The sequence below is a fragment of the uncultured Sphingobacterium sp. genome, assembly GCF_964277905.1.
GTDB classification, from domain to species: Bacteria; Bacteroidota; Bacteroidia; order Sphingobacteriales; family Sphingobacteriaceae; genus Sphingobacterium; species Sphingobacterium siyangense.
On the sequence record NZ_CAXYKD010000001.1, the window covers coordinates 59,355 to 83,191 of the forward strand.

Annotated in this window: 14 protein-coding genes; 8 read left to right on the top strand and 6 right to left on the bottom strand. The window is 42.9% G+C overall.

All coding sequences use genetic code 11. The annotated features are described in order from the left end of the window. Positions 1-19: 19 nt before the first annotated feature. The 5 genes from ACHWSC_RS00235 (at position 20) to ACHWSC_RS00255 (ending at position 8,966) form a co-directional block, all read left to right on the top strand. Positions 20-1,594 (top strand): SusD/RagB family nutrient-binding outer membrane lipoprotein, encoded by a 1,575-nt coding sequence (locus ACHWSC_RS00235; protein WP_394675418.1) that lies wholly within the window; start codon positions 20-22, stop codon positions 1,592-1,594. Positions 1,595-1,624: 30 nt separating this feature from the next. Continuing rightward, complete coding sequence (locus ACHWSC_RS00240; protein WP_394675419.1) at positions 1,625-2,590, top strand: DUF1735 domain-containing protein; 966 nt, start codon at positions 1,625-1,627, stop codon at positions 2,588-2,590. Between the two features lie 207 nt (positions 2,591-2,797). Then, positions 2,798-6,049, top strand: a complete 3,252-nt coding sequence (locus ACHWSC_RS00245) for a SusC/RagA family TonB-linked outer membrane protein (RefSeq protein WP_394675420.1) — start codon at positions 2,798-2,800, stop codon at positions 6,047-6,049. Positions 6,050-6,183: 134 nt separating this feature from the next. After that, complete coding sequence (locus ACHWSC_RS00250) at positions 6,184-7,704, top strand: RagB/SusD family nutrient uptake outer membrane protein (RefSeq protein ID WP_394675421.1); 1,521 nt, start codon at positions 6,184-6,186, stop codon at positions 7,702-7,704. Between the two features lie 17 nt (positions 7,705-7,721). Next, complete coding sequence (locus ACHWSC_RS00255; protein ID WP_394675422.1) at positions 7,722-8,966, top strand: YdcF family protein; 1,245 nt, start codon at positions 7,722-7,724, stop codon at positions 8,964-8,966. 109 nt (positions 8,967-9,075) lie between these two features. On the opposite strand, the gene ACHWSC_RS00260 is transcribed toward ACHWSC_RS00255, so the two are convergent. Beyond that, positions 9,076-10,158 (bottom strand): Gfo/Idh/MocA family protein, encoded by a 1,083-nt coding sequence (locus tag ACHWSC_RS00260; RefSeq protein WP_394675423.1) that lies wholly within the window; start codon positions 10,156-10,158, stop codon positions 9,076-9,078. Between the two features lie 16 nt (positions 10,159-10,174). After that, positions 10,175-10,822 carry a hypothetical protein gene (locus ACHWSC_RS00265; RefSeq protein WP_394675424.1) on the bottom strand — a complete coding sequence of 216 codons (648 nt, stop codon included), beginning with the start codon at positions 10,820-10,822 and terminating at the stop codon, positions 10,175-10,177. A 110-nt stretch (positions 10,823-10,932) separates the two neighbouring features. Between ACHWSC_RS00265 and ACHWSC_RS00270 the strand changes: the two genes are divergently transcribed. Together ACHWSC_RS00270 and ACHWSC_RS00275 are read left to right on the top strand one after the other, a co-directional pair. Next, the gene (locus tag ACHWSC_RS00270) at positions 10,933-12,342 is read left to right on the top strand and encodes a sulfatase-like hydrolase/transferase (protein WP_394675425.1); all 1,410 of its coding nucleotides are present in this window, start codon (positions 10,933-10,935) and stop codon (positions 12,340-12,342) included. Between the two features lie 20 nt (positions 12,343-12,362). Then, the gene (locus ACHWSC_RS00275) at positions 12,363-14,465 is read left to right on the top strand and encodes a polysaccharide lyase 8 family protein (protein WP_394675426.1); all 2,103 of its coding nucleotides are present in this window, start codon (positions 12,363-12,365) and stop codon (positions 14,463-14,465) included. A gap of 67 nt (positions 14,466-14,532) precedes the next feature. On the opposite strand, the gene ACHWSC_RS00280 is transcribed toward ACHWSC_RS00275, so the two are convergent. From ACHWSC_RS00280 to ACHWSC_RS00295, 4 genes are all read right to left on the bottom strand, one after another. Then, positions 14,533-15,789: a glycoside hydrolase family 88 protein gene (locus ACHWSC_RS00280; protein WP_394675427.1), complete on the bottom strand. Its 1,257-nt coding sequence runs from the start codon at positions 15,787-15,789 to the stop codon at positions 14,533-14,535. A 45-nt stretch (positions 15,790-15,834) separates the two neighbouring features. Beyond that, positions 15,835-17,763: a heparinase II/III-family protein gene (locus tag ACHWSC_RS00285; protein WP_394675428.1), complete on the bottom strand. Its 1,929-nt coding sequence runs from the start codon at positions 17,761-17,763 to the stop codon at positions 15,835-15,837. Between the two features lie 2 nt (positions 17,764-17,765). Continuing rightward, positions 17,766-19,469: a RagB/SusD family nutrient uptake outer membrane protein gene (locus tag ACHWSC_RS00290; RefSeq protein ID WP_394675429.1), complete on the bottom strand. Its 1,704-nt coding sequence runs from the start codon at positions 19,467-19,469 to the stop codon at positions 17,766-17,768. Between the two features lie 121 nt (positions 19,470-19,590). After that, complete coding sequence (locus ACHWSC_RS00295) at positions 19,591-22,791, bottom strand: SusC/RagA family TonB-linked outer membrane protein (RefSeq protein WP_394675430.1); 3,201 nt, start codon at positions 22,789-22,791, stop codon at positions 19,591-19,593. A gap of 256 nt (positions 22,792-23,047) precedes the next feature. Here ACHWSC_RS00295 and ACHWSC_RS00300 point away from each other — a divergent pair, with 256 nt between their 5' ends. Beyond that, positions 23,048-23,740, top strand: coding sequence for an outer membrane beta-barrel protein (locus tag ACHWSC_RS00300; protein ID WP_394675431.1), 693 nt, complete (start codon positions 23,048-23,050; stop codon positions 23,738-23,740). Positions 23,741-23,837: the final 97 nt, after the last annotated feature.

The window sequence follows — 23,837 nt, forward strand, 5'->3', positions numbered from 1 at the left end:
TATCATACACTTATTCTCAATGAAAAAATTACATTTGAAAAATATATTGTCCCTTGGGATCATCATTGCACTATCTTCTTGTTCGCAATTGGATATCAATGAAAATCCCAATGCGGCAACCGAAGCGACCATAACACCTGACCTGGTGTTGACGCAGGCGATCGCGACCACAGCTTCCAATATCGTTAGCTATCATTCGTATGGCGCATTTTTGGTTGGATATCAGCTTCCAGGTGGTGGAATTGGCGGTTATGGAGATACTTATACCTATAACATTACATCCAATACCAATGTTGGATTGTGGAACAATGTGTTCAACAATCTTCGCGATTATCAGTTTATTATCAATTATGCACAAAAAAGTCCCGAGTATAAATTCTTTGGCGATATAGCGCGCATTTTTAAAGTATTCAATTATCAGTTGCTTGTTGATGCCTACGGAGATGTTCCTTACACGGAAGCGCTCCAAGGAGATAACAACTTGGCTCCTAAGTTTGACGATGATGCCGTCGTTTACCAAGCTTTGGTTACCGAGCTCGATGCAATTATCGCGGATATTAAGCAGTATAAAGGTGATCTAAATTACCGGAGTTTATCGAAAAAGACCGATCCGGTGTTTGCTGGTAATCTAGATAACTGGATTAAGTTTGCTAACAACCTTAAATTGCGTCTTTTGGTGCGGGCAAGAGGCACTTCTATTGACAGCTTTGTCCAATCGGCTTTTAGTAAATTCTCTGCGGATGGATTTCTGATCGATGATGTACTCGTAGATCCCGGATATCAGGCCACGGCAACACAGAACCCCCTATTTGCAACTTTTCATAGCTCAACTGCAGGTTCAATTTCGACGGCAGCCAATTATTATGTGCCTTCTAAATATCTGTTTACGTTCTATGACGGTCGTAAAATAACCGATGAAAAACGGGGCAAGCTTACGTTCCGAAATTTCCCCAATACATCCATCGGTCAGCTCGGCGATGAAGTTAATAACCCCAATTCTGATGACTATGTCTGGTATGTTGGAATAGGAAATGCAGATGCCCTAGGTGTATTGAAAGGACGAACCGCGGGTTTACCTATATTTCTTGCTTCGGAAACATACTTCTTATTGGCCGAGGCGGCTCTATATGGGCACGAGCTTAGTGGCTCGGCATCAACCAACTTCGAAAAAGGCATTTTAGCTTCATTTACTTATCTGGAAAAGAATGCGACCAACGCGTTAGCAACAGGACAGGTACCTGCTAACGATGCTGCGAATTATAAAACAGAAAATAGTACAAATTATCTTGTCAATTATGCATTGGCTACCACAACCGCACAACGGTTGGAGGCTATCATCACGCAGAAATATATTGCCTTGAATTTTTTCCATGGTCATGAGGCCTGGAACGAATTTCGCCGTACAGGATATCCAAAAATTGTCAATGGTTCGCAAGTTGCCACGGAAACATTTGCATCGGTCCAATCGGGGTCGCCCCGCGCGGATAAACTTCCAATACGCAATCTTTACCCACAGACTGAAATAAATTTAAATGCGAACGTTCCCAAATTGACGAATGGATTTTCGGATCCAATCTTTTGGGATATCAATTGATCAACATCATCAACTAAAGCTTGAAAATCAATGAAAATAAATAAAAAATCACTATTAGGCGTGGCAGCTGTTGCCTTGAGTATGACGCTCTGGGGCTGCGTGAAAGAAAAAGGTGTCTTTGAAGATGGTGGAAGTTCAGGTATCGTGCAGCTTGTACTTCCTGCACGGACAAGCAGTACGGCAATTGCCCGTGCTGTGACGACTGTTTTTGAAGCCCTGGACGTTGTGACGCTGCCTGTAAAAGTTCAGTTGACAGGCGCACAGGGTGCCACAGAAGAGCTGAAGCTAACCTTGAAAATAAACGACGGCTCTGTTGAAAAATACAACCTGGCCTGGCAATCTAAATATGAAGCATTGCCTACTCGTTTATATGCTGTGGACACTTATGATGTTATCATCCCCAAAGGGGGAAAAGAAGCTATCTTGAATATTAAAATTTATCCTCCACGTTTTACTGCCATCGATTTTACCAAATCCTATGCGCTTGGCGTTCAGATCCAGTCTGCGACAGGAGGAAAGATCAGCGGAAATTATGCCGAGGGGGTTTATGCGGTGTCGATAAAAAATAAGTACGATGGTATTTATGAGGTCACAGGAACCTATCAGGACTATGTTAATGCTGCATTCACGGGGATCTATCCACAGACCGCAAATCTTGTTACGCTCACAGGTAATACCAGTGAAATTAATTATACAACCTTCAATAACGGTAGTTCTCCACATTCCTATTACTTTAACGCAGGGGGATCAAATTCATATTTCGGCAATTGGAGCCCGATATTCACGTTTGACAATGCAACGAATAAGGTCACAGGGGTGACAAACTATTATGGACAGGGTACCAATAGTAGTGGACGGTATGGCGAGATCGACAATACGGCAAATAACTATTATGATCCAGCAACTAAGACCATACATGTGACGTATTATCTTGTCCAGCCTTCTGGACGGCGGGGGAAATTTACGGAGATTTATACGTTCAAAAAAACGCGTTAGTCGATACAAAGTTACCACAGCACTTTTTCAATATATTTATAGCTATTTTGCAGGGCGGCTGAGTACACAGTCGCCTTTTTAGTATTACCTTTTTGTTAAGCTTTCGTGGCTTGCTAACTCGGTTTAGTTAAAAACTGTTAATGTTTTATTGACTCTGCCTTCATATAGCATTTGTAATCTTGTACCCATAAATCAAATGCGCTACTTATGAAATTTAAAGCCAACAATGTCTTTTGGTTGTTATGTGCCATTGCAGCGAGCTCACCCGCTGTTCAAGCCAAATCGCTCACACTAACCACGTCACAATTTACGTATGCACAAGGGATCGTTAAAGGCCGTGTCGTCGATGCCCAAGGAAATGCTGTCGCAGGAGCAACCGTTCAAAATTTGAAAAGTAAAAAATCTGTTCAGTCTGACGAAAAAGGAAATTTTCAGATCGAAGCCGAAATGGGTGATAATCTGAGTATTTCTTTTATTGGGTATAGCAGACTTATGCAAGCTGTTACCCAATCCAATGGGCAGATATTTTCCCTACAGACCGATGAAAACACACTGGAAGAGGTGACCATCTCTATCGGATATCAGCGGATCAGAAAGTCGGACGTCACTGGCGCAATCGCTAGCGTTAAGGCCGAGGAACTCAATTTGAGCGCACCAAAATTATCCCAAGCATTGGTTGGTAAAGTAGCGGGCGTACAGGTGATGCAAACAAGTGGTGCTCCATATGATGGGACCAAAATGCGTGTTCGCGGAATGGGCTCGATCAATGCTGGTTCGGATCCATTGTACGTTATTGATGGTTATCCAGCAGGGAATAATCTCAATATCAACCCCAATGATATTGAGTCTATCGATGTTTTAAAGGATGCCGCTTCTGCTGCGATCTATGGATCCCGTGGCGCTGGTGGTGTTGTATTGATTACAACCAAGCGTGGCAAGGAAGGTAAAAGTAATGTGGACTACGAAGTATTGGGGGGCTTTGGTCAGCTTTCCAAGAAAATCGATGTTTTAAATTCGGAACAGTTTATTGATCTCTTGATTGATGGTCGTAACAATTCCTATAAAGACCTTCTGGCTACGAAAGGGATCGCTTGGAGCGATAGTAGACGCTTTGATGATAATAAAACGCGTATCGCCAATGTCGGAAATGCCGGTTCAGTAAGTATTCCTGAAGACTACTATGACTTTGCGTCCGGTACAGCAAAAAAAGCGAAATATGATACGGATTGGCAGGATGCCTTATACCGTAATGCGCCTTTCCAACGTCATAATCTCTCTACGTATGGCGGTAACGAAAAAAATCGCTATTTCCTAAGTGGATCTTATCAGAATCAACAAGGGATCATGCTGGGGACGGATCAAAAAGTCTTTAATTTTCGTGCCAATATCGATAGCAAAGTAAGCAAGAGGTTGACCGTCGGCGCAAATGTTTCGTTTACATATAACGACAATAACGAGGTGACGACAGGCCGTTACGACAGAAGCCCGTCTATGGCGGCTTTAATCTATCTGCCGACACTGCCGGTTTATAATGAAGATGGGACCTATGCTAAATACCTGATGGCTGATCTTTCGGCGAATAATTACGGTATCCAGAACCCTGAAAATCCACTGGCTTATGTTACTGAGATTAAAAACAACCGTCGTGGAAAGAGAGGAGTATACAACGCCTTTGCAGATTTTTCCATTATGGATGGCCTAAATCTAAAAGTAAACGGTGGACTGTCTACTTATGACGAGAAGTATGATTATTTCCGTCCGACAAGTATATCTGATGGAAACAACAAACCGTTTTCACCGCAGGCAATTTCTGCTGCCTATGCAGATGCCAAGACAAAAAATGAATTGGACAAATTGCTGGAAACAACGTTAAACTATAACAAGACCTTTGGTGGTAAACATCAGGTATCTGCGTTATTGGGCTATTCGGCTCAACGAACAGATTACGATTATCAAGGTGTGAGAGCCAACGGTTTTAATAATAATGCAATTGGGGAAATTACAGATAAAGGAGCCGATCCTTCTAATTTCCAATTGCTAAAAGACGATACGTTCAAACGTACGACAACGCTCCAGTCTTATTTCAGCCGCGTAAATTACAGCTTTGATTCGAAATATTTCCTTTCGGCGTCCATTCGTACAGACGGTTCGTCGCGCTTTGGACCGAACAGTAAATGGGGAACTTTCCCATCGGTTTCAGCCGGGTGGACCCTCTCCAAGGAAGAGTTTTATGCGGATTGGTTAGGGCAACAATCGACAGTCAAACTAAGAGCGAGCTGGGGACGTAGTGGAAATAATAATATTGGTGATTACAATGCGATATCCGTGATCAACTCACCAGCGGGTGTGATCCTTGGGGATAAAGTCGAGACCTCTTATACGGCAGGCAATCTACTCGATCCAAAATTGAGCTGGGAAACAACTTCGCAATACAACGCCGGTCTTGATCTCGGTTTGTTGAAAGGCCGCCTCAACATTATGACCAACTTTTACCTGAGCCGTTCCTTCAATTTATTATTCAACCAGCCACTCTCCGCTGTATCTGGATCAACAACGATCTTGACCAATCTGCCAAATTCGAAGGTGCAGAATAAAGGTTTTGATCTACAGATTGATGCAACACTGATTCGCAAAAATGAATTTGAATTAGGATTCAGTGGGAATATCAATGTCAACAGAAATAAAGTGCTCGATCTTGGTGGGGCTTCTACCATCTTGACGAATGGTGCTGAACGTTCCTACTTAACGCATATTACACAAGAAGGAAGTCCAATTGGTATGTTCTATGGTTTCAAAGTTCTGGGTGTTGCAACAGAGGAAAACTATAAAACTGTCGCACCTTCTGCGGCTTCAACAACCCCGCTACAACCAGGAGATCTTTATTTTGAAGATGTAGATGGCAATGGTATCGTCAATGATGCCGATAAACGTGTGATTGGCAATCCGCATCCTAATTTCACCTATGGTTTTGCCGTCAACGCACGCTATAAGGCATTTGATCTACGCGCATCATTTAATGGCTCCCAGGGGAATAAAGTGCTGGATGGCTATGATTATTACCTCTACAATATGGAAGGCTCCGGTAACCAATATGCGGATGTCGCACAACGCTACCGTTCGGCTCAAAATCCGGGAAATGGTAAAGTCTACCGTGCATCACGTGGCGGTACGCAAAGTAACAGTACACGTCTTTCCGATTTTTATCTGCAGGACGGTTCATTCTTGCGTATGACAAATATTGCCTTGGGTTATAATCTTCCCAAAAGTCTAGCAGAAAAGCTAACACTTTCTGGGGTAAGGGTCTACGCGACCGTGGACAATCCATTTACGATTTCTAAATACAAAGGCTACAATCCGGAACCGGATTATAATCAACGCGGCAACCTGACTCCAGGTGTGGATTATGGGCTTTATCCATTGGTGAGATCATATAACCTTGGTGTGAAAGTAACGTTCTAATAGCAGGATCGAGGAGCTGTTGTGCGTAGGAACATCAAGGAAAGCCCGTGTTAATAGCTCCAGTATTGTAAAAATAGTCCTTCAGACTGCTCTTTGCAGTTAGGTGGGCTGATGAAAAATAAAAAAATAACAGGATGAAAAAAAGATATATATTACCCTTTGTTTTGTTGGCATTGTCTTCATGTACCAAAGATTTTTTAAATCAGAAAAATCCCAACGCCGTTACGATTGATGATTACTTCAAGTCAGAAAATGATGTGCTCTTGGCGGTTAACGGTCTTTACCAGTCCCTTCGCTCGGGAAGTACGATCGGAGAATCCAGTACATTGTATAATGAGGAACGTTCGGATAATAGTGGACGTAATGATAACCAATCCAACGCCGGGGAGCCATTCCAATTTAATGACTTTTCGTTGCTGCCAAGTAATACCTATTTAAAGACACATTGGTCGGCTATGTACGCGGCAATCAGTCGTTGTAATGTAGTTCTTTCACATGTCGACGATGTGACTTTTACAAGTGCAGAATTAAAAGAACGTTATATTGCGGAAGCGAAATTCGTTCGTGCATTATTATATTTCCATATGGTGCGTAAATTCGGAGATATTCCATTATCTACGGTACAGGTGACCAGTAAAGAGCAAGCAAATGAATTAGCTTTTCGGCAAAAAGAGTCGGTTGTGTACGAACAGATCATTAAGGATTTGACAGAGGCATTGTCCAGCAATCTTCCCAATACACAAAAAGATTACGTTATCGGCAGAGCATCTAAATCGGCCATCAATGCAATTTTGGGGCAAGTATACTTAACGTTAGGTGCAACGCAGACATCAGGTAATGCGGAGAATTTTGCGAAAGCAGAACAGTACCTCAATGCGGCCTACCAAATGCGAACTTTTGGCAAGCTAAACGAAATTCCCTACGCAGATGTTTTCGATGTGACCAAGAAGAATAGCTGTAAAGAACTAGTTTTTCAGATTCAGTACAAACAAGGTGACCAAAACTATAGCTCAAGTATTGCCCGTAATTATCAAGCACGGGGAGAAACCATCAACTCCCGCTACAACTCGACAGGTGCAGGTGAAGTGGCAAAACTAGATCTGGTCAAAGATTACGAGCAAAGCGATATCCGAAAAGATTTCTCTGTGAAGTTTGCCGCAAATACACAGGTTAACGATTGGTTTGTAACCAAATTTAGGGATAACAGTGATGCTGCAGGTACCAATGGTTGGGGCGGAAACGACTGGATCTTGATCCGTTATGCCGATGTGATGCTGTTATTGGCAGAAGCAAAATATCACTTGGGCAAAGATGCTGAAGCTATCGCGCTTTTGGATCAGGTACGTGAACGTGCAGGATTGCCTTCATATGCTACTTCCATGTTGAATACGGCTTATCGTAGTAAATATCCAACCTTAAAGGAGGCCATATTGCATGAGCGCCGTGTAGAACTGGCATTTGAAAACCAACGTTGGTTTGATTTGATCCGTAATTATAATGCACAAGAACTGGTGACTTATTTCAAAACGAAGAGTCAGGCTGATTATGGAAATGCTAAAATCTCCAATATCTCGACAAAAGATCGATACTATCCAATTCCTTTTGATGAATATAAGCTGGATCCGGCACGTATGTATCAAAACCCTGGTTATTAATCTGCAATGGAATAGATATGATAAAAAATATCAGAAAGATCTTGTTACTTGTCTTTGGAATATGCTGCCTGCATATTTCCAAAGGGCAAGTAAACAATATGCCTGTAGGTCCACAGGATTGGCTGATCAAGAAGAATTATTATGCATCCTATTTGCTCTTAAAAGACCCTGTCCTTATACAGGAGCTCATGGGCTCCAAGCCGATAGCACAGGTATTGGAAAAACGGTTCGAACGTTTTAACAAGAGTGCTAGTTGTCCCGATCTCATGTGCTATTTGAATGCCTTCAAATGGCAGGATAACGAAATTGACCTGTTGGCAGAGCATTTGGCGGAGCAAATTGGCCATAACAAGAAATTGGACCAGCTTGTTCAGGCTAGTCTTATTCCATCAATGACCTATGGTGTGTTGCATCATGAAACGGCAAAGGCCTATTTTACGAAAGCCTTGAAACAGGATTTAAAGGCAATGAATTATGTGGTGGACGTCTATGGGGGAGGTAAAAGTCCCAATTACCCCAAGATAGATTCGATCTCTTTCGATGTAAAACGTGCGGCCTATCTTCATCTTTTGGGCGATGTTTGCCAAGACGTCCGCAAAGATATTCCAACACATAAAACAGCATTTTTTTTGACCATGATGACTGCTGTACGCTTATTGGAAATTAATGAGCGATGGGACGCGGCACAACTAGAGCCGCTGATTGAACACGAAAACAAGAAGGCTTACGAAGCGGTCAAAAATACCGATTTCTCAAGCTATCCCTATAGTCTGTTACTGACCTTAGGTGCAGGCCCCGAGGTGTATGGACAGCCTATTAGTCCCGGTGGAATGTTACGTGCGCGGATGGCAGCCCGAAGCTACTTTGAAAAACTGGCCCCTTTTATTGTGTTGTCTGGCGGTAAAGTACATCCCTATAAGACTCGCTTTATTGAGGCAATAGAAATGAAAAAGTATCTGATCGAGATTATGGGAGTACCTGAAACGGCAATATTGATTGATCCACATGCGAGACATACAACCACAAACTTGCGTAATACAGCACGTATCCTGTTGAATTATGGTTTTCCGAAAGAGAAATACGCCATCGTTAACAGTAGTAAAGTGCACATTGATGCGGTGGAAAAAATGGGCGATCGTTGTATACGTGAATTGGGGTATATTCCTTATACATTGGGTAAACGAATTTCAGATGTGATCATCGAGTTCAAGGCAAAAGAAGAGGCCTATACGATCGATCCTGATGAACCATTAGACCCCTAGCCGACTAAGTAGGCCAATTGCTAATCCATTAACCGAGCGGATCGGCTTTGTCTATGGCTTATGGGAAGGCATGAAAAAGGTCCGCAGCATTGCAAGCTACGGACCTTTTTTATTTTAAAACAATGGACTTTCCTTCTTTAGCCGAGCGTTTTGCCGCTTCCAGGATTTCGACCACAGTGACATTATTATTGATCGATCCGAGATCACTTTCTGGAGCCATAGCATCTTTCAGAACCTGTTCGAGATAGGCAATATGGTTCTCAAAATAGGGGATCGCAGTCGATACATGTGTAGGTGGATCATTCTGCTGTTTGTATTTTAGAAGTTCTTTGTCATTTTTGGCGTAGAGCTGAGCTTTTGTGCCAAACACCTGCAGATCTTTAACACTGTATGGCCAAGCCCAGGAAGCTTGAATAATACCCGTGCTGCCGTCACGGTAGCTTAGTATGATGGTAGCGTTGTCATCGACTTTTGGATAAACCTCAGGCTTGAGCTGTTGTGTAAAGGCTGTTACTGAAATTGGCCTTTCACCATTTTTGAGCCAGGTCATCAGATTGGCGCCATAACAACCAAAATCCATCACTGCACCGCCACCATTTTTTTTCGGATCAGTAAGCCAGTCGAGGAAGTAATTGCTACAGCCGATTTCTTTAGGTCCTTCGTGTCCGTCTTTTACAAGTATACGTGTGATTTTTCCAATTTCACCCTTGTCGACCAGCTGCTTCAACTGTTGATTACTTTTATACCAGGTTGTTTCGTAATTTACCAAAAAAGGTGTTTCGGACTGTTTGGACAAAAATGCAATACGTTTTGCGTCAGAAAGAGTCGTAGCAAGAGGCTTTTCTACCATCACTGGGATCTTGAGCGGGAGACAGGTCTCTGCGACGTCGATATGCTCATTGGTTGGATTGTAGGCCAGCACCGCGTCTGGCTTGACATGTTTCAATAAACTGGGTAAGTCATGGTAGAAGATTGCGTCAGGTAAATTATACTGCGTTCGTATTTTGTTTGATAAGGTTTGATTCGGTTCGGCAATACCGATAATATCGACTTTTTTATCCTTATATAAATTTAACAGCAAGAATACGTGGTCATGGTTGAGCCCTGCAACAGCAACCTTAAGCCGTTCACTGGCCTGTGCAATTTGTTGGAAGAATAGGAGCAGGAAAACTAGGCGGATAAGATGCTTCATATGTTAAGTTTAGTTATTATAAATATACCGATTTGTGCTGAGGATACCCGTTGTAAATCCAGGTAACTTTGCGGTGCGATCGGATGATATCGGCAACAATGTCAAAATAGGTTTCTCCACGACCAGCTTTTAGCTCATCTAGTTTCTTTTGAAAATGCGTTTGATTGAATGGTGATTCTGCTCCAAGTTTACCTTGATAATAGGCCAAAGTTGTTTCAACGCCCAATGACGTCCTGCTGTGTGCAATATCCTTCCAAACAATGCAATGTGAAGCAGCGTCTTTGAAGGTCCCAAATCCACCGTAAAGCAGGTCGTCAAAGCCGTCTAGGCTTCCTATCTTCCAGCTTTCGCTGGACATGTAGACGGCATTGATTTCTTCGTAAAAACTTGCAATATCGTTGATGCTACAGCCATCAACCACAGCCACGCCAAGATCGGGATTGCTACCCACAAGTTGCTTAAAATCCGTCCAGAGATCCTCCCTGGGAAATATTGTTCCAGCTGCTTTGTTTTGCCATTTGTTCAACAATTGAACGAGTTCGGTTCTGATGGTACTGGGATGATAGGTCAATGAACACAAAAATGAGCTCAGCGCAGTACTATCCAAATCACTGACCAAAAAATGAGCAAGTGTACCGACCAATTTTTTTTCATCTGTTTTCATCTCTGACCTTTGTTTTTAATCGTCTAAAAATAGCCTAACGAAATCGTTTGCGGTTTTTTAACAAAAAATCCTATACATTTAACGATACATTTAAGGATAAATCTAATGTTATGATCTACCGATTTACTTGCTATAGTATATTAACTCTTGTGAATATACTCTTTAGGTTTGGGATTTCTGTATTCGGACAGCAACATCCTAACGTTATTGTCATCCTGAGCGACGATGGAGGTTATGATGATTTTGGTTGTTATGGCGGTAGGGAGGTCTACACTCCAAATATTGATGCACTTGCGAAAAATGGCGTGCGTTTTCAGTCGGCCTATGCCTCAGCTTCAGTATGCGCTCCTTCTCGGGCGGGCTTACTTTCTGGCCGCTACCAGCAGCGCTTTGGTTTTGAACATAATATTTCGAAACGTCCCACTGCGGGCGTCGCACCGGAAGATATCGGAATGGATACGCAGGTAGCCACCATTGCTGACTTCATGAAGTATAACGGCTATAAAACTGTAGCGATTGGCAAATGGCATCAGGGGGATGGTCCACAATTTAATCCATTGAAACGTGGGTTTGACCATTTCTATGGTTTTATCGGTGGTGACCGGCCTTACTTCCCAATCCATGGTGCCGTGAAGCCAACGCAGCTGCTTTATGACGATCGACGTATAGTCCCCGAAGACTCTATTCATTATCTGACTGAAACATTGACCAATAAAGCAATTGCGTATATTCAACAATATCGAAGCCAGCCCTTTTTTATGTATTTAGCTTTCAATGCAGTGCATACACCTGTCGAAGCGCCCCTGAAGACTATTGATAAGTATAAAAATGTAGCTGATCCATTGCGACGTGCTTACTTGGCTATGCTGGATAATATGGATGAAAATATTGGACGTCTGGTAGAACATTTAAAGCAAGAAGGACTTTATGAAAACACCTTAATCATTTTTATGAATGATAATGGAGCGGCAACAAATAATGGCGCAGACAATGGACAATTGCGTGGTTTAAAGGGATCGAAATGGGAAGGTGGAATTCGGGTTCCCCTTATCATGCAATGGCCAGCCAAGCTACCGAAAGGGGTAACATCAGATGCCATGGTATCGGGAATGGATATCTTACCCACCAGCATCGAGGCAATAAAAGGGAAGAACATCCAGGGGCAGCAAATCGATGGCATCAGTTTGCTATCTTCCTATAAGGATGTGAAAAATGGACACGACTATTTATTCTGGCGTCGAGGGATTGCACGTGCTGTGCGACATAAAGAGTGGAAACTGATTGTGGTTAAAGATGATCCGATATTATTGTTCAATCTTAAGGATGACCTTCGGGAACAGTACAATCTGGCTACGAAGTATCCTGAGCGTGTAAGGGAGATGCTGCATAGACTGACGGAATGGGAAAAGGGGCTGGAGAATCCAAAATGGCTAAGCTCTGTATTGGACAATGATCAAAATCAACTGATGAAACACCGGATGGATGTCGTCGGACGAGCCGCAGAACGACAATATCCTTAAGTAAAGAATACTAAAAACAGATGAAAGGACTAATCCTATTTTTATTGTCCTTTGCCTTAGTTACGGCAAAGGCGCAGAACAGCGATACGTTTGTGCGTATTAAAAAGCATGTATACGAAGATGAGTTAAGTGGCCCATTGCCAGATGCAGATAAAACGTTAAGCCTATGTAATCAACTGCATACTGACGGTACTTGGGCAGATATCGATTACAGCAGTAAGTCAATATCGCTTTGGCCTCCGGGAGAACACTTGGATCGGTTAAGGACACTTATTGTCGCCTATGTGTCTCCACAAAGTGCATATTATCAGCAAAAATCACTTTACGATAAAATCCTGCTTGCCGCACAATATTGGGCAAATCATCGTTTTGAGTCTTCAAATTGGTGGCATAACGAGATCGCTTCGCCAAAAGCCATCGGTGTCTGTCTTATCCTGATGAAATTTGGAAAGGAAAAAATTCCTACTACACTAGAGACTCCACTTGTTGAGCTGATGAAGCGTGGTGATCCTTACACAAAAACAGGAGCAAATAAAAGTGATATTGCCATGCACTATTTTTATCGTGCATTGATCTTGGAAGATGAAAATCTTTTAGCTGCTGCGATGGAACAGCTGCTTTTTCCGATACAGCTCGTGAATGGCAAGGAAGGACTGCAATATGATTTCTCTTACTTACAACATGGCCCTCAATTATACATTGCAGGCTATGGGGAGGAATTTCTGAAGGGGATCTCAAAAGTTATGGCCTATGTGCGGGAGACACCTTATGCTGTAGACATGAAGAGGCTCGGCCTTTTTGAACATTTTCTTACAGAAACCTACCTGCCAATTATTCGATCGCGCTATATCGATTTTAATGTACATGGCCGCGGGATCTCACGCCCCAATATCTTGGAAAAAACACAGGAAACCGCCATATTACAACAAATGAAGTTGATTGATCCCGCCAAAAATGCCATTTGGAACAAAGCGCTAGCAAAACTAGATAGCGTCCAGCCTTATGACGCTGAAAATATCGAGGTCCACCGCCATTACTGGAAAGGAGACTACACGACTCATCTGCGTAAGCAATTCCACTTTAATGTTCGATTGGCCAGTAGCCGTACCAATAAATCGGAGTCTGGAAATGGAGAAAACGTTCTTGGGCGCAATATGTCAGATGGTGTGACCAATATTCAGGTATTTGGACCCGAATATTATAATATTATGCCCGTATGGGAATGGGATAAAATTCCTGGAACGACAACACGAGATTATCCGGGCGACCTGGAATTGAAAGAACAATGGGGAGCACTTGCCGCAAATAACTTTGCGGGCGGCGTAAGCAACGATAAGACAGGGGCTTCAGCTATGTCGGTCCAGTACGACGGGGTCAAGGCTCAAAAAGCCTGGTTCTTTTTCGATCGGGAAATCGTTTGTTTGGGGGCTGGGATTCACTGTGCTGCGCCAGAAGCTGTGGTAACAACCTTAAACCAAACCTGGCTGAATGGACCCGTTGTCTGGAATGGAAAGGAAATGTCTGCACTCGATTCAGTACAGAGATCTGTCAAAGTAGGCGATTTTATAACCCATAACAATGTTCTGTATTATTTTCCAGCAGCTATGAATGTTGGATTGACAACCAAAGATCAGGTTGGTTCCTGGTACCGGATCAACCGTTCCCGTTCTAAAGATGTTGTACATGGAAAGGTCTTCAAGCTTTGGTTTGATCATGCTGTTGCTCCGAACAATACGAGCTATGCTTATATTGTTGTGCCTGGTACCAAAACTGTTGATACAAAAGCAATGCAGCAGCTAAAAATTTGGCAGAATACATCGGATATACAGGCGGTGGAGCATAAGGGGAGCCGGATTCTACAAATTGTTTGTTATCAAGCTGGAACGTACCAAGTTGGCGATTGGTCTATAAAGCTCGATCAACCTGCTATCATACAATTGAATATGCGAGAAGCAACTAGCATGCAGCTTGATCTGGCAGATCCACTCCAAAGAGCCAAAACAGTGAAGGTTCAGCTCGTCAATAAACACCTTCGTGTAAATCAATCGCTAGAGGTTTCGCTTCCACAGGGCGAATACGCCGGGAGTACTGTAAGTAACCAAATCGCGATCGGGAAGAAATAATCCAGATTCAATTGGAAAGCTTATAAAAACACAAAGGGGAGATATTTAATATCTCCCCTTTGTGTTTTTATTTTTTGAGCTGCTCCAACCGTGTCAAACCTTCCAGATAATAATAATCTGCATAGGTCAGCGGAACATCGATTTCCGAATGATGGGGTAAGCTACCGACACTATGTTGCAGTAAGAAACCGCCATTGCTTGCATATTGAGCAAAATAGGTGGCTCCTGATAGTGTTTGCAGGCTTTCCTGAGCAAATGTCAAATAGGATTTGCTTTCGGTGCCAGTGGTCAATGTTGAGAGTTCAATCAGTGCAGACGCAACAATGGCTGCAGCTGAGGCATCGCGCGGCACAAAATTTAATTTCAAGGAAGAAAAATCAGCATCCGATTTATAACCCGGCTTTCCGGCATTAAAGTCCCAATACGGAATTTTATCTTTTGGAAGATTCGGATGGGTCATGTAAAACTTTGCCGCCGCTTTTGCCGTTTTAAGAAATTCTGGCTTTTTGGTCTCCCGGTACATCATGGTAAATCCATAAATAGCCCAGGCTTGACCGCGTGCCCAGGTTGAATTGTCGGCATAGCCTTGGTTCGTTTGTTGGTGGATAGCATGGCCATTACCATCGTAATCGACAACATGGTAAGTACTGTAGTCTTTACGAAAATGGTTTTTCATGGTTTGGGTGGCATGACTGATGGCCACATCCTTATATTTGGTATCTCCAGTCAAGTCGGACACATAACACAGCATTTCCAAGTTCATCATGTTGTCGATAATGACTGGATATTTCCATAGGGTCTTGCCGTCCCAGGACTTCTTCTCGTTCCATGATTTGATGACGCCCACCTGTGGATTATAACGTTTAAGCGCAGTATTGGCCGAGTGGATGAGGATATCCTTGTAAGCGGCAACCTTTTTGGGATCTTTGAGGTATTTAATGGCATTGCCATAGGAACAATACATCACAAAACCAATATCATGATGTTGATCGAGGTCTTTGGCTTTTTCAAGCGCCTCTGTCCATTTGATCGCCGCAGCTTCGGTCTCTTTATTATGGGTATGGTTGTAGATATACCACAGTGACCCTGGAAAGAAACCACCGGTCCAATCCCATTCGTCTGTCCCTACCAGTTTTCCTGCAGGACTCAATGTGCGTGGAAATTTGTGCTGCTTTTCTGCTGCTTGTTCTAAAAATTGATATTGTTTTTCTGCAGCTTTAAAACTTGTGTCAATAAAGCTTGGTTTTTGATCTGTAAAACTCAGTGCAATCAGACTGGATGTGATCACAAAAAGTGCTTTTAGACCAGGTTTTCTTTTTTTCATAACGGCTTATATTCTTAGTAAGTTACATAATAATCTCGATTCTTTTTATTTTATAGCCTCTTGGCGAATCGTAAAGGTATATTTTCCAGCGGATTTAATGCTTTTAGCGGTGAGTTTGATACGATAGAGTTCCTTACCCCATACCTGACTCAAACGTGGGTCATCCTGAGGAATGACATCGTAGCTCGCTGTGAACTGTCCGGCATCAAAGTGTAGGGTTGCGTGCCCATTATTGAGGAGGATTTCCCCTTTGCCAATTTTTGGTTCCTGAGCAACCAGAAAATGGATGATATTGGCCTGCTTAGGACCTGTGATTTTAAACTCATCCTGAATGTCCAGCCCATTTTGTACGAGGGTGTAACTTCTATTCCAGTGTTCAACATTCGCCGACTTCGGATATGCTTTTCCAATATCAAGTTGGAATCTATTTTGTGCAGGCAGAAATGCTACATTTTCAGCTTTATATTCCTTTCCAAAAGATTGGTCGGCTCCATTGATCATCGGAACATTATGGTAAGCACTCTGCATCGTCCAGATACTGTATCTGTCATCGCTAAAGGTCTTTTTGGTATAGGTGCCGACACCGGCGTCAATGAACAGTGGTTGTTGATCCTCGTATAAGATAAAACTCCCGACATCGTTATGGTTGTGACTTTCATTATTGAAACCACCTTTGGCAGCGAAGAAAAACGGACCCTTTTTTAGATATATAAATTGTGTTTCCGGATACCACTTCGCATTATTTTGAGGGAGCGCAGCGGTAACACGCTCTAGCTGTGGATAGCATCTCAGGTCCTCGAAGGCACGAAAAATATCCCTTGAAGGTTTGAAATTTGCAGTTTTGTCGCCGGTATTTTCCATATATCGGGCAAATTGCATCATCTCGCTACTATTGACATCCTGTCCATAACGGTAGATCAATAGTGGATCGCCGCCACCTTTTGCCGAAGCATCGGCAAAATTAACTACCCATTTATCTCCGCCAATATAGGATTGTGCGATGTACTCACCCATATCGCGAATTACAGGTTTATCAAAAATATTGATCTTGCCCTTGGTGGCCAGCGAAAGTATTTTTAAATAATCGTACAGTTTGCCCGCAGCATGGCCCCAATAGGATGGTCCCTCTTCGCAGGCACCGTCTGTTTTGACATAATTGATAAAGCGATCCACAGAAGACATTGTCTTATAAATTCCCGCCAGTTGTATATCGGGATTGTCCTCAACCAAAAGCAAGGCTGTAAGAACATTAAAGTTACACCATGGATTCCAGTTATTGACCAACTGTCCTTCCTTGAGTTCAAATGCCTGCCACCACATGTCGTTACGATCCAGATAGGGCTGTATAATGCGTTGTTGGATCTGTTGTTTTAGACGGGTACTGATTTCGGGGTTTATTGTATTGAATGTATCGCGAAAGAAATAATGAACCCAGGAGAGGAGAGAGCCTACATCACCGGCCATCAGATCGACTACTTGTGTGCGCTCTTGCGGCAATGATCGCTTACTGGACTGAAAGGCCCCAAGGTGTGCCGAGAGAGACCATGTTGCCATTTCCGTCAATTGCCAACTGCCGTTTAGAATTTGGTCAACAAAGCGCCCCTGTCCTTCTGCAAGCTCCGCCAACAGTAGGTTGGTCAGCGCAGTACAATTTTCGTTCATCGGCTTTTCCATTATGCTGCGGTTGCCTGAACGCTCATATTCAAGGTAGTCGGTTGCTTTGACGACCTGCCATTGGTAGCTAAGGGCCTCGTTTCCCTTTTTTATAATACGCTCTTTAAAGGGAGCCATCAGCTTATCCCAGGCTAAACGGTCGGAATAAGCCGGGTAGGGAACCCAAGATTTGTCATTGCCTAGACTGGCTTTCAGGTTCTCTTGTTTAAAAGCCCCTGTTAGCAGGTTTAGATCTTTCCCTAGCAGTCTTTGGAAAGAAAAACTGCTAAGGAAAAATAGTAGGATTAAGTAAATTCTCATAATTACCAATCTTGATTTTGTGGCAGTAATGCCGGGTTCATTTCAATCTCTTGCCCTGGTATTGGCCAAAGCTTATGACGGCTTTGGTAACCCCGGGTGACGAGATTGTCTCCAGTAATACTTTTTTCGATGTAGTCTTTGGAGACGCTTTCTAAGAGGTTCCAGCGCTTAAGATCAAAATAACGCCATCCTTCTCCTGCTAGTTCTACGGCCCTTTCGTGCTGGATACGTTTACTCATATCTGCTTTGCTACCGACAACCAAAAATGAGCTACCACTATTTAGTGCTGGCATTTTAGAGCGTGTACGTACTTTGTTAAGCTCAGTAATCGCTTTATCCAATTGATTGGACTCGTTGTACGCTTCGGAAAGCATCAAAAGTACATCGCCCAAGCGTATGATAGGAAAATTGATCGGTGTATGTGCACGATCGGTAATGGCACCTTTTAGGTTACCTTCAGGAACAAATTTCCGCCATAGATAGGTGTACCAACCCCGATTGTTGCGGATCTGACCAAAGTTTTCGTTTACACCGGTTGCCAATATCAGCTGCATATCTCTTTCTTTGTTTGCATTCCATCCTAAGTAATGCGAATAAGGTACGATCAAGGTTTGATTCATCCGAGGATCGCGATTGGCATAGATCTGACGCAGTTTTGCTGTATCTGGTACTTTGGTAAGCGTGCCCCCAGATTGCGTAGACTCCATCGCTTGTTTTTTGACCGCATTATCCGTTGTATAGTTGGGGAAATAATCATTCCAGTTAAAGGGGCTTCCATCGCGGTTTTCGTAGCGATCAGCAAGGCGTGTGCTCGGCATACAGTTGTTCCAGTCGCTACCAAAGGTTGAACGCGTTCCCATATAGAAGGCCATAGGCATACCATAAGGGAAGCCCGTACCACCCATATTCTGAATGGCAAAAATCATCTCCGGCGATTGATCACCATCCATGGTGAATAAGGCCGAGTAGCTTGTGTTTAAACTATAGCCATACGTGTTGGTCTTGTTGTAAACAATCTCTTCAAAATCCCGGATTGCTCCAGCCCAATCTTTATTGTAAAGGGCTACTTTCCCTCTTAAAGCATACGCTGCACCTTTGGTGATTCTTCCATAATACTTTGCATCATAGCTTACCGGCAATTTCTCAATTGCATAGTTCAGGTCATTGAGGATAAACTTATTGACATCTTCTACAGAAGAGCGACTATTTTTAAGATCAGCGAAATCTTTGTTCAAGTCGACAGTTTCATCGTATATCGGCAAGGCGCCATATAGATTGGTGAGCTGGAAGTACATCAGCGCACGTAAGAACTTCGCTTCCGCAATAAAGCCCTCCTGTTTGGCCTTGTCTATGGTCATGGGCTGGATATGCGCGATTGCATGATTACAACGTTGGATAAGATCGTAACCCGCTTGCCATCTATCCACAATAATTGACGAACGGTCCGTAAAAGTACCGCTGATCACTTCGCCCAAACCCGGGGGATCATAGCCCAGACCAATATCGGTAAGACCATCGTAAGAAAATTGCAAGCCAAAGGTAGCTTCTTTCTTTAAATCATTATAACAGCCCAGTACGCCAGCTAAGGCCTGGTCTTCATTCTGCCAGAATGTGCCAGCACTTACCTGACTGTAGGGGTTGGTATCAAGCTTATAACAAGATGATAAAGCAATGCATCCGGCTATGAGTAGTGAAATCTTTTTCATGAGGTTTAATTAATTATTCATGATATGTGTTATATTCAAAGGTGTTAAACCACCTCCTCAACTTTTGTCCATAATTTATTTAATACAGGAAGGGGATACCTCCAGTTACATTTCTTTCTTATTAGAAAGATAAGCTAACGCCAAAAACGGCCTGTTTCATTGTTGGATAGTTGGTACCGCTGATCTCCGGATCGAAACCTTTATATTTGGTAATGGTCCAAAAATTTTCCAGCGATGCAAATACGCGTAGGTTTTGCACCTGTATCCGCTTAGTGATATCGTTCGGAATTGTATAGCCCAGCTGGATATTTTTTACGCGGATAAATGCCTTGTTCTGTAACCAGAAATCACTGTTTTTGGTGTTTCTTGTATCGGTATAAGGCAACAATCGCGGGAATTTTGCATCTGTTGCACCTTCAGTCCATCGGCCATCAGCAATTTCCTGATTGATTTGATAACCCCAGCGAACAGTGGGTGTGTAATAACCATCCGTCCAGACGACTTTGTTGCCTGCGTTACCTTGCAAGAAGACCGAGAAATCAAATCCTCTATAATCGAATCCCATGTTAAAACCATAGGTCATCCGTGGCGCTGTACCATGACCTACCGGAACCCGGTCATTGTCGTTGATGACGCCGTCACCATTGGTGTCTTTATACAAGAGATCTCCTTTTTTAGGTGTACCATAGGATGCGAATGGATTGACTTTTTGATTGGTGTTTGGGTCGATTGGCGCATTATCGATCATCTGTTGTACGAGCTGCATATCAGCATCTGTCTGTAATATGCGGTCGGTCAACAGGATATATTGGGTATTGATGGCATAACCTTCCTGAAGTAAATTGGAACCACTGATAGACTTGTCATTGCCTTTAAATTTGACTACTTTATTGTCAATAAAGGTAAAGTTGCCGCCAATGTTGAATTTAAAATTATCGCCAATTTTATCGCGGTAAGTCAAATTCAGCTCGACACCATTATTGCGTACTTTGGCCGCATTGGTACGTGGTATTGTCGCATTTCCAACGACAAGGGGAGCGGGCAGGTTGATTAAGATGTTGTCGGTTACTTTGTTGAAGACATCGATCGAGCCCCCTAGTTTGTAATTGAAAAGGTCAAAATCTAAACCAGCATTCAGGATATAAGTGTTTTCCCAGGTCAGAAGCGCATTACTCAATACGGTCTGCGCAAAACCTACATAGAGCTGGTTGTTTAACACATAGTTTGTTGGATTATAAAGCGCTTGATATTCATAATTGTTGATGTTGGCGTTTTTGCGGAAAGACTCATCGGAGGTTCCATTGTTACCCAAGGCGCCATATGATGCACGGAATTTCAAGCTGGGCATCCATTTGATGTCATAGAAATCTTCTGAAGAAACCTTCCAGCCAAAAGAAGCTGAAGGAAAAGTACCCCATCGACTTTTTCCGCTCATAAAACGCGATGAACCGTCCGTCCGTAGATTGGCTTCCAACAAATATTTGTCATCCCAGGATAGGTTGATCCGTCCAAAAAACGAACGCATCGCCCAATCGGTAATATTGCCGGAAGCTGAGGCATCCATAGTCGCCGCATTCAGAACGGTCAGGGACGGATCTACGAGATCGAGTTTGGATGCCGCAAACCAGCCATCTTTAAAATACTCCTGGCTGGCGCCTACCATGACTTCATAGTTCAGTTTCTCAAAGAGCTTGTTTTTATATTTGGCAATTCCATCCATGTAATAGCGGTAGGATTTGATTGATTCGTTAGTTACCGACGAACGGCCTGTACCCGCTGAGGCAATTGTATTTGTCAAAAAGTTCCACCGGTCATTGAACACGGGTTGAGAGTAGACGAAATCATCATCATAGGTATAGGTGTACGATCCTTCGATGGAAAGTCCCTCGATGGGTTTCAGTTTTCCGTAGAAGCGCGACACGAAACGATTTTTGTTGATGTTACCTTTCTGCGCATAAAGGCGGTGTAGCACGTTGTTAGACTGTGGGTCATCTTCCGGATTATTTGGCGAACCAAATCTTCCATCTGGAGCACGCAGGACCATCCCCGGAGTACTTGCTGCGGCAAAAGTAAATACATCATCGATGATATTGGTGCCAATATCTGTTTTGGAAACGACACCATTGATATTGGCTCCCAACGTTAACCAAGGTTTTACATCAGCTTCTAGATTGATACGTCCGGTATGACGTTTATAGGTTGCCTGTTCGATGATTCCAGGGTTATTGAGGAGGCCGTAGGAACCAAAGAACTTGATTTTGTCACTACCTCCGGTAAAGGAAAGGTTGTGGTTTTGACTTATTTTGTTCTGGAAAAGGTCCGAAACCCAGTCCGTATTGGGATATTTCAATGGATCCTGTCCTGCGTCCTGGCGCCAAAGGTCAATTTTTTCCTGTGAAAATATGGGCTTAGCATTTGGATCGCCATTGCGATAACCTTCATTGATCAGCTCCATATAGTTGGCATAGTTGGAAACCATTCCAATAGTATTGGATGGTTTTTGACTCGAGAAATAATTGTTGTAAATAACTTTAAATTGCTCTGATTTACCCTTTTTCGTTGTAATGAGGATAACGCCATTTGCGGCTCTTGAACCATAAATTGACGCTGAAGCAGCATCTTTTAAAACCGATATGCTTTCAACATCTTGTGGGTTGATCAGGTTCATGTCGCCAATAACACCGTCGATCACGACAAGTGGATTGGCATTATTGAGTGTTCCCTGTCCACGAACACGTAGTGTTCCCCCATCACTGCCCGGTCTGCCTGAGCCCTGATTAACATATAATCCCGGCGCCTGTCCAGCTAGACCAGCTGACAAGGATGTTACAGGTCTGCTTTCCACAACCTCGGACATCTGGATGGAAGAGACCGAACCGGTTACATTCTCTTTTTTCTGTGTACCAAAACCGACAACAACAACCTCGTCGAGTCCCTTGGACTCATTCTCCAAGGTGATCGTAAGCGGGCTGCCAACTTGTGCCTTCGTTTCGATACTTTTATAACCGATGCTGGTGAAAACCAATGTTGCGTCGTTCTGTTGACTTTTGATTTCGAATGAACCACTTGCATTGGTCGATGTTGCTAGATTCGTTCCTTTAATCTGAACGGTGACATTGGCGATGCCTTTGCCATCTTTGTCTACAACCTTACCCCGAATGGTTGTCTGCTGCATGGCCAGTGAAAGCTTGCTGTTTGTTTTAACAGGTGCAAATGGAGTCGCTTGTGTTGTCAGGCTAGATACGACCAACAAGCAGGATAATGGTATTGCCGGATACATCCAACGATTCTTCGAAACGGATGTGTTCTTGATCTTGATCATAGGCTTTTAGATTTAATTGGTCTGAAAAATGAATTTTCTGTGAAGTGAATTTACAGTATTGATAGAGAACAATAAGGACGTTTTCTCGCAATCGTTTTCGTAACAGCCTGCCTAAAAATCGAAAGATTTTTGGTTAATATCTGTTTAGAAAGGTATGCCTACTGGGAGTATTTGGATCAATAATTCAAAGGTCAGTGTAGCGTCTGTAAGCGATTGTCGTTTAATAAGGAAACTATGTAAACCTATTTCTTTTCGTATGATGAATATCAAAAAAACCGCGTTATTGTTATGTCTGTCACTTGGAGCATATGCAGTCTATGCACAGACAAAATGGAATGTAAAAGCCGGAGTCGCCTTTTCAAATGTGGATGCTGAAAATAAAGCGGGCGATAAGGCCAACACGGCCGCGGTCGGAGGCCTGTATTTGGGACTCGGTCCAACATTACGCCTCAGTGAGAATTTCTCTTTAGAACCGGCATTTGTATTTGCTAAACGGGGCTTTAAACGAAAATATGGGAGTTTTATAGGTTGGGGTAAAGATTTTAAAGCGAATACGTCTTATATCGAAATGCCTATCGATGTTGTCTTTAATGCTACGATCGGTACAGGTAAGTTGGAGGTCGGTATAGGCCCTTATATCGGTTATGGATTGGGCGGGAAATGGAAAACTTCAGAATCTGTTTACCTAGACGATATTGCAATTGATAACAAGGGAGATATCAAGTTCAAAAATGATTCGAGTGAAGGTGAGTATGGGGATTATACACTTGGGAGACCTTTTGATTATGGCGCTCGTGCAAAAGTAAACTATCTTTTTAGGGAACATTATCTTGTCGGTATAGAATTTCAGAAAGGAATTGCCAATTTAGAATCCAAATGGGGGGATTATAAATCCGGGAATGCTATACGTAATCGCTCCTTGGGTATTTCAGTTAGCTATCGGTTTTAGTAACTTAAACACAGTGAATAAATAAGAGTGTTGTTGGAAGCATGAGCTCGTCTCATCAATCCAATCGTTTGTCTTCAGCGCCTAGTGTCTGGAGACA

What these genes read in the sequence shown, in the direction of transcription:
- ACHWSC_RS00235 (WP_394675418.1), top strand. Translation starts at nt 20, where the DNA reads ATGAAAAAATTACATTTGAAAAATATATTGTCCCTTGGGATCATCATT.
- ACHWSC_RS00240 (WP_394675419.1), top strand. Translation starts at nt 1,625, where the DNA reads ATGAAAATAAATAAAAAATCACTATTAGGCGTGGCAGCTGTTGCCTTG.
- ACHWSC_RS00245 (WP_394675420.1), top strand. Translation starts at nt 2,798, where the DNA reads ATGAAATTTAAAGCCAACAATGTCTTTTGGTTGTTATGTGCCATTGCA.
- ACHWSC_RS00250 (WP_394675421.1), top strand. Translation starts at nt 6,184, where the DNA reads ATGAAAAAAAGATATATATTACCCTTTGTTTTGTTGGCATTGTCTTCA.
- ACHWSC_RS00255 (WP_394675422.1), top strand. Translation starts at nt 7,722, where the DNA reads ATGATAAAAAATATCAGAAAGATCTTGTTACTTGTCTTTGGAATATGC.
- ACHWSC_RS00260 (WP_394675423.1), bottom strand. Translation starts at nt 10,158, where the DNA reads ATGAAGCATCTTATCCGCCTAGTTTTCCTGCTCCTATTCTTCCAACAA.
- ACHWSC_RS00265 (WP_394675424.1), bottom strand. Translation starts at nt 10,822, where the DNA reads ATGAAAACAGATGAAAAAAAATTGGTCGGTACACTTGCTCATTTTTTG.
- ACHWSC_RS00270 (WP_394675425.1), top strand. Translation starts at nt 10,933, where the DNA reads ATGATCTACCGATTTACTTGCTATAGTATATTAACTCTTGTGAATATA.
- ACHWSC_RS00275 (WP_394675426.1), top strand. Translation starts at nt 12,363, where the DNA reads ATGAAAGGACTAATCCTATTTTTATTGTCCTTTGCCTTAGTTACGGCA.
- ACHWSC_RS00280 (WP_394675427.1), bottom strand. Translation starts at nt 15,789, where the DNA reads ATGAAAAAAAGAAAACCTGGTCTAAAAGCACTTTTTGTGATCACATCC.
- ACHWSC_RS00285 (WP_394675428.1), bottom strand. Translation starts at nt 17,763, where the DNA reads ATGAGAATTTACTTAATCCTACTATTTTTCCTTAGCAGTTTTTCTTTC.
- ACHWSC_RS00290 (WP_394675429.1), bottom strand. Translation starts at nt 19,469, where the DNA reads ATGAAAAAGATTTCACTACTCATAGCCGGATGCATTGCTTTATCATCT.
- ACHWSC_RS00295 (WP_394675430.1), bottom strand. Translation starts at nt 22,791, where the DNA reads ATGATCAAGATCAAGAACACATCCGTTTCGAAGAATCGTTGGATGTAT.
- ACHWSC_RS00300 (WP_394675431.1), top strand. Translation starts at nt 23,048, where the DNA reads ATGATGAATATCAAAAAAACCGCGTTATTGTTATGTCTGTCACTTGGA.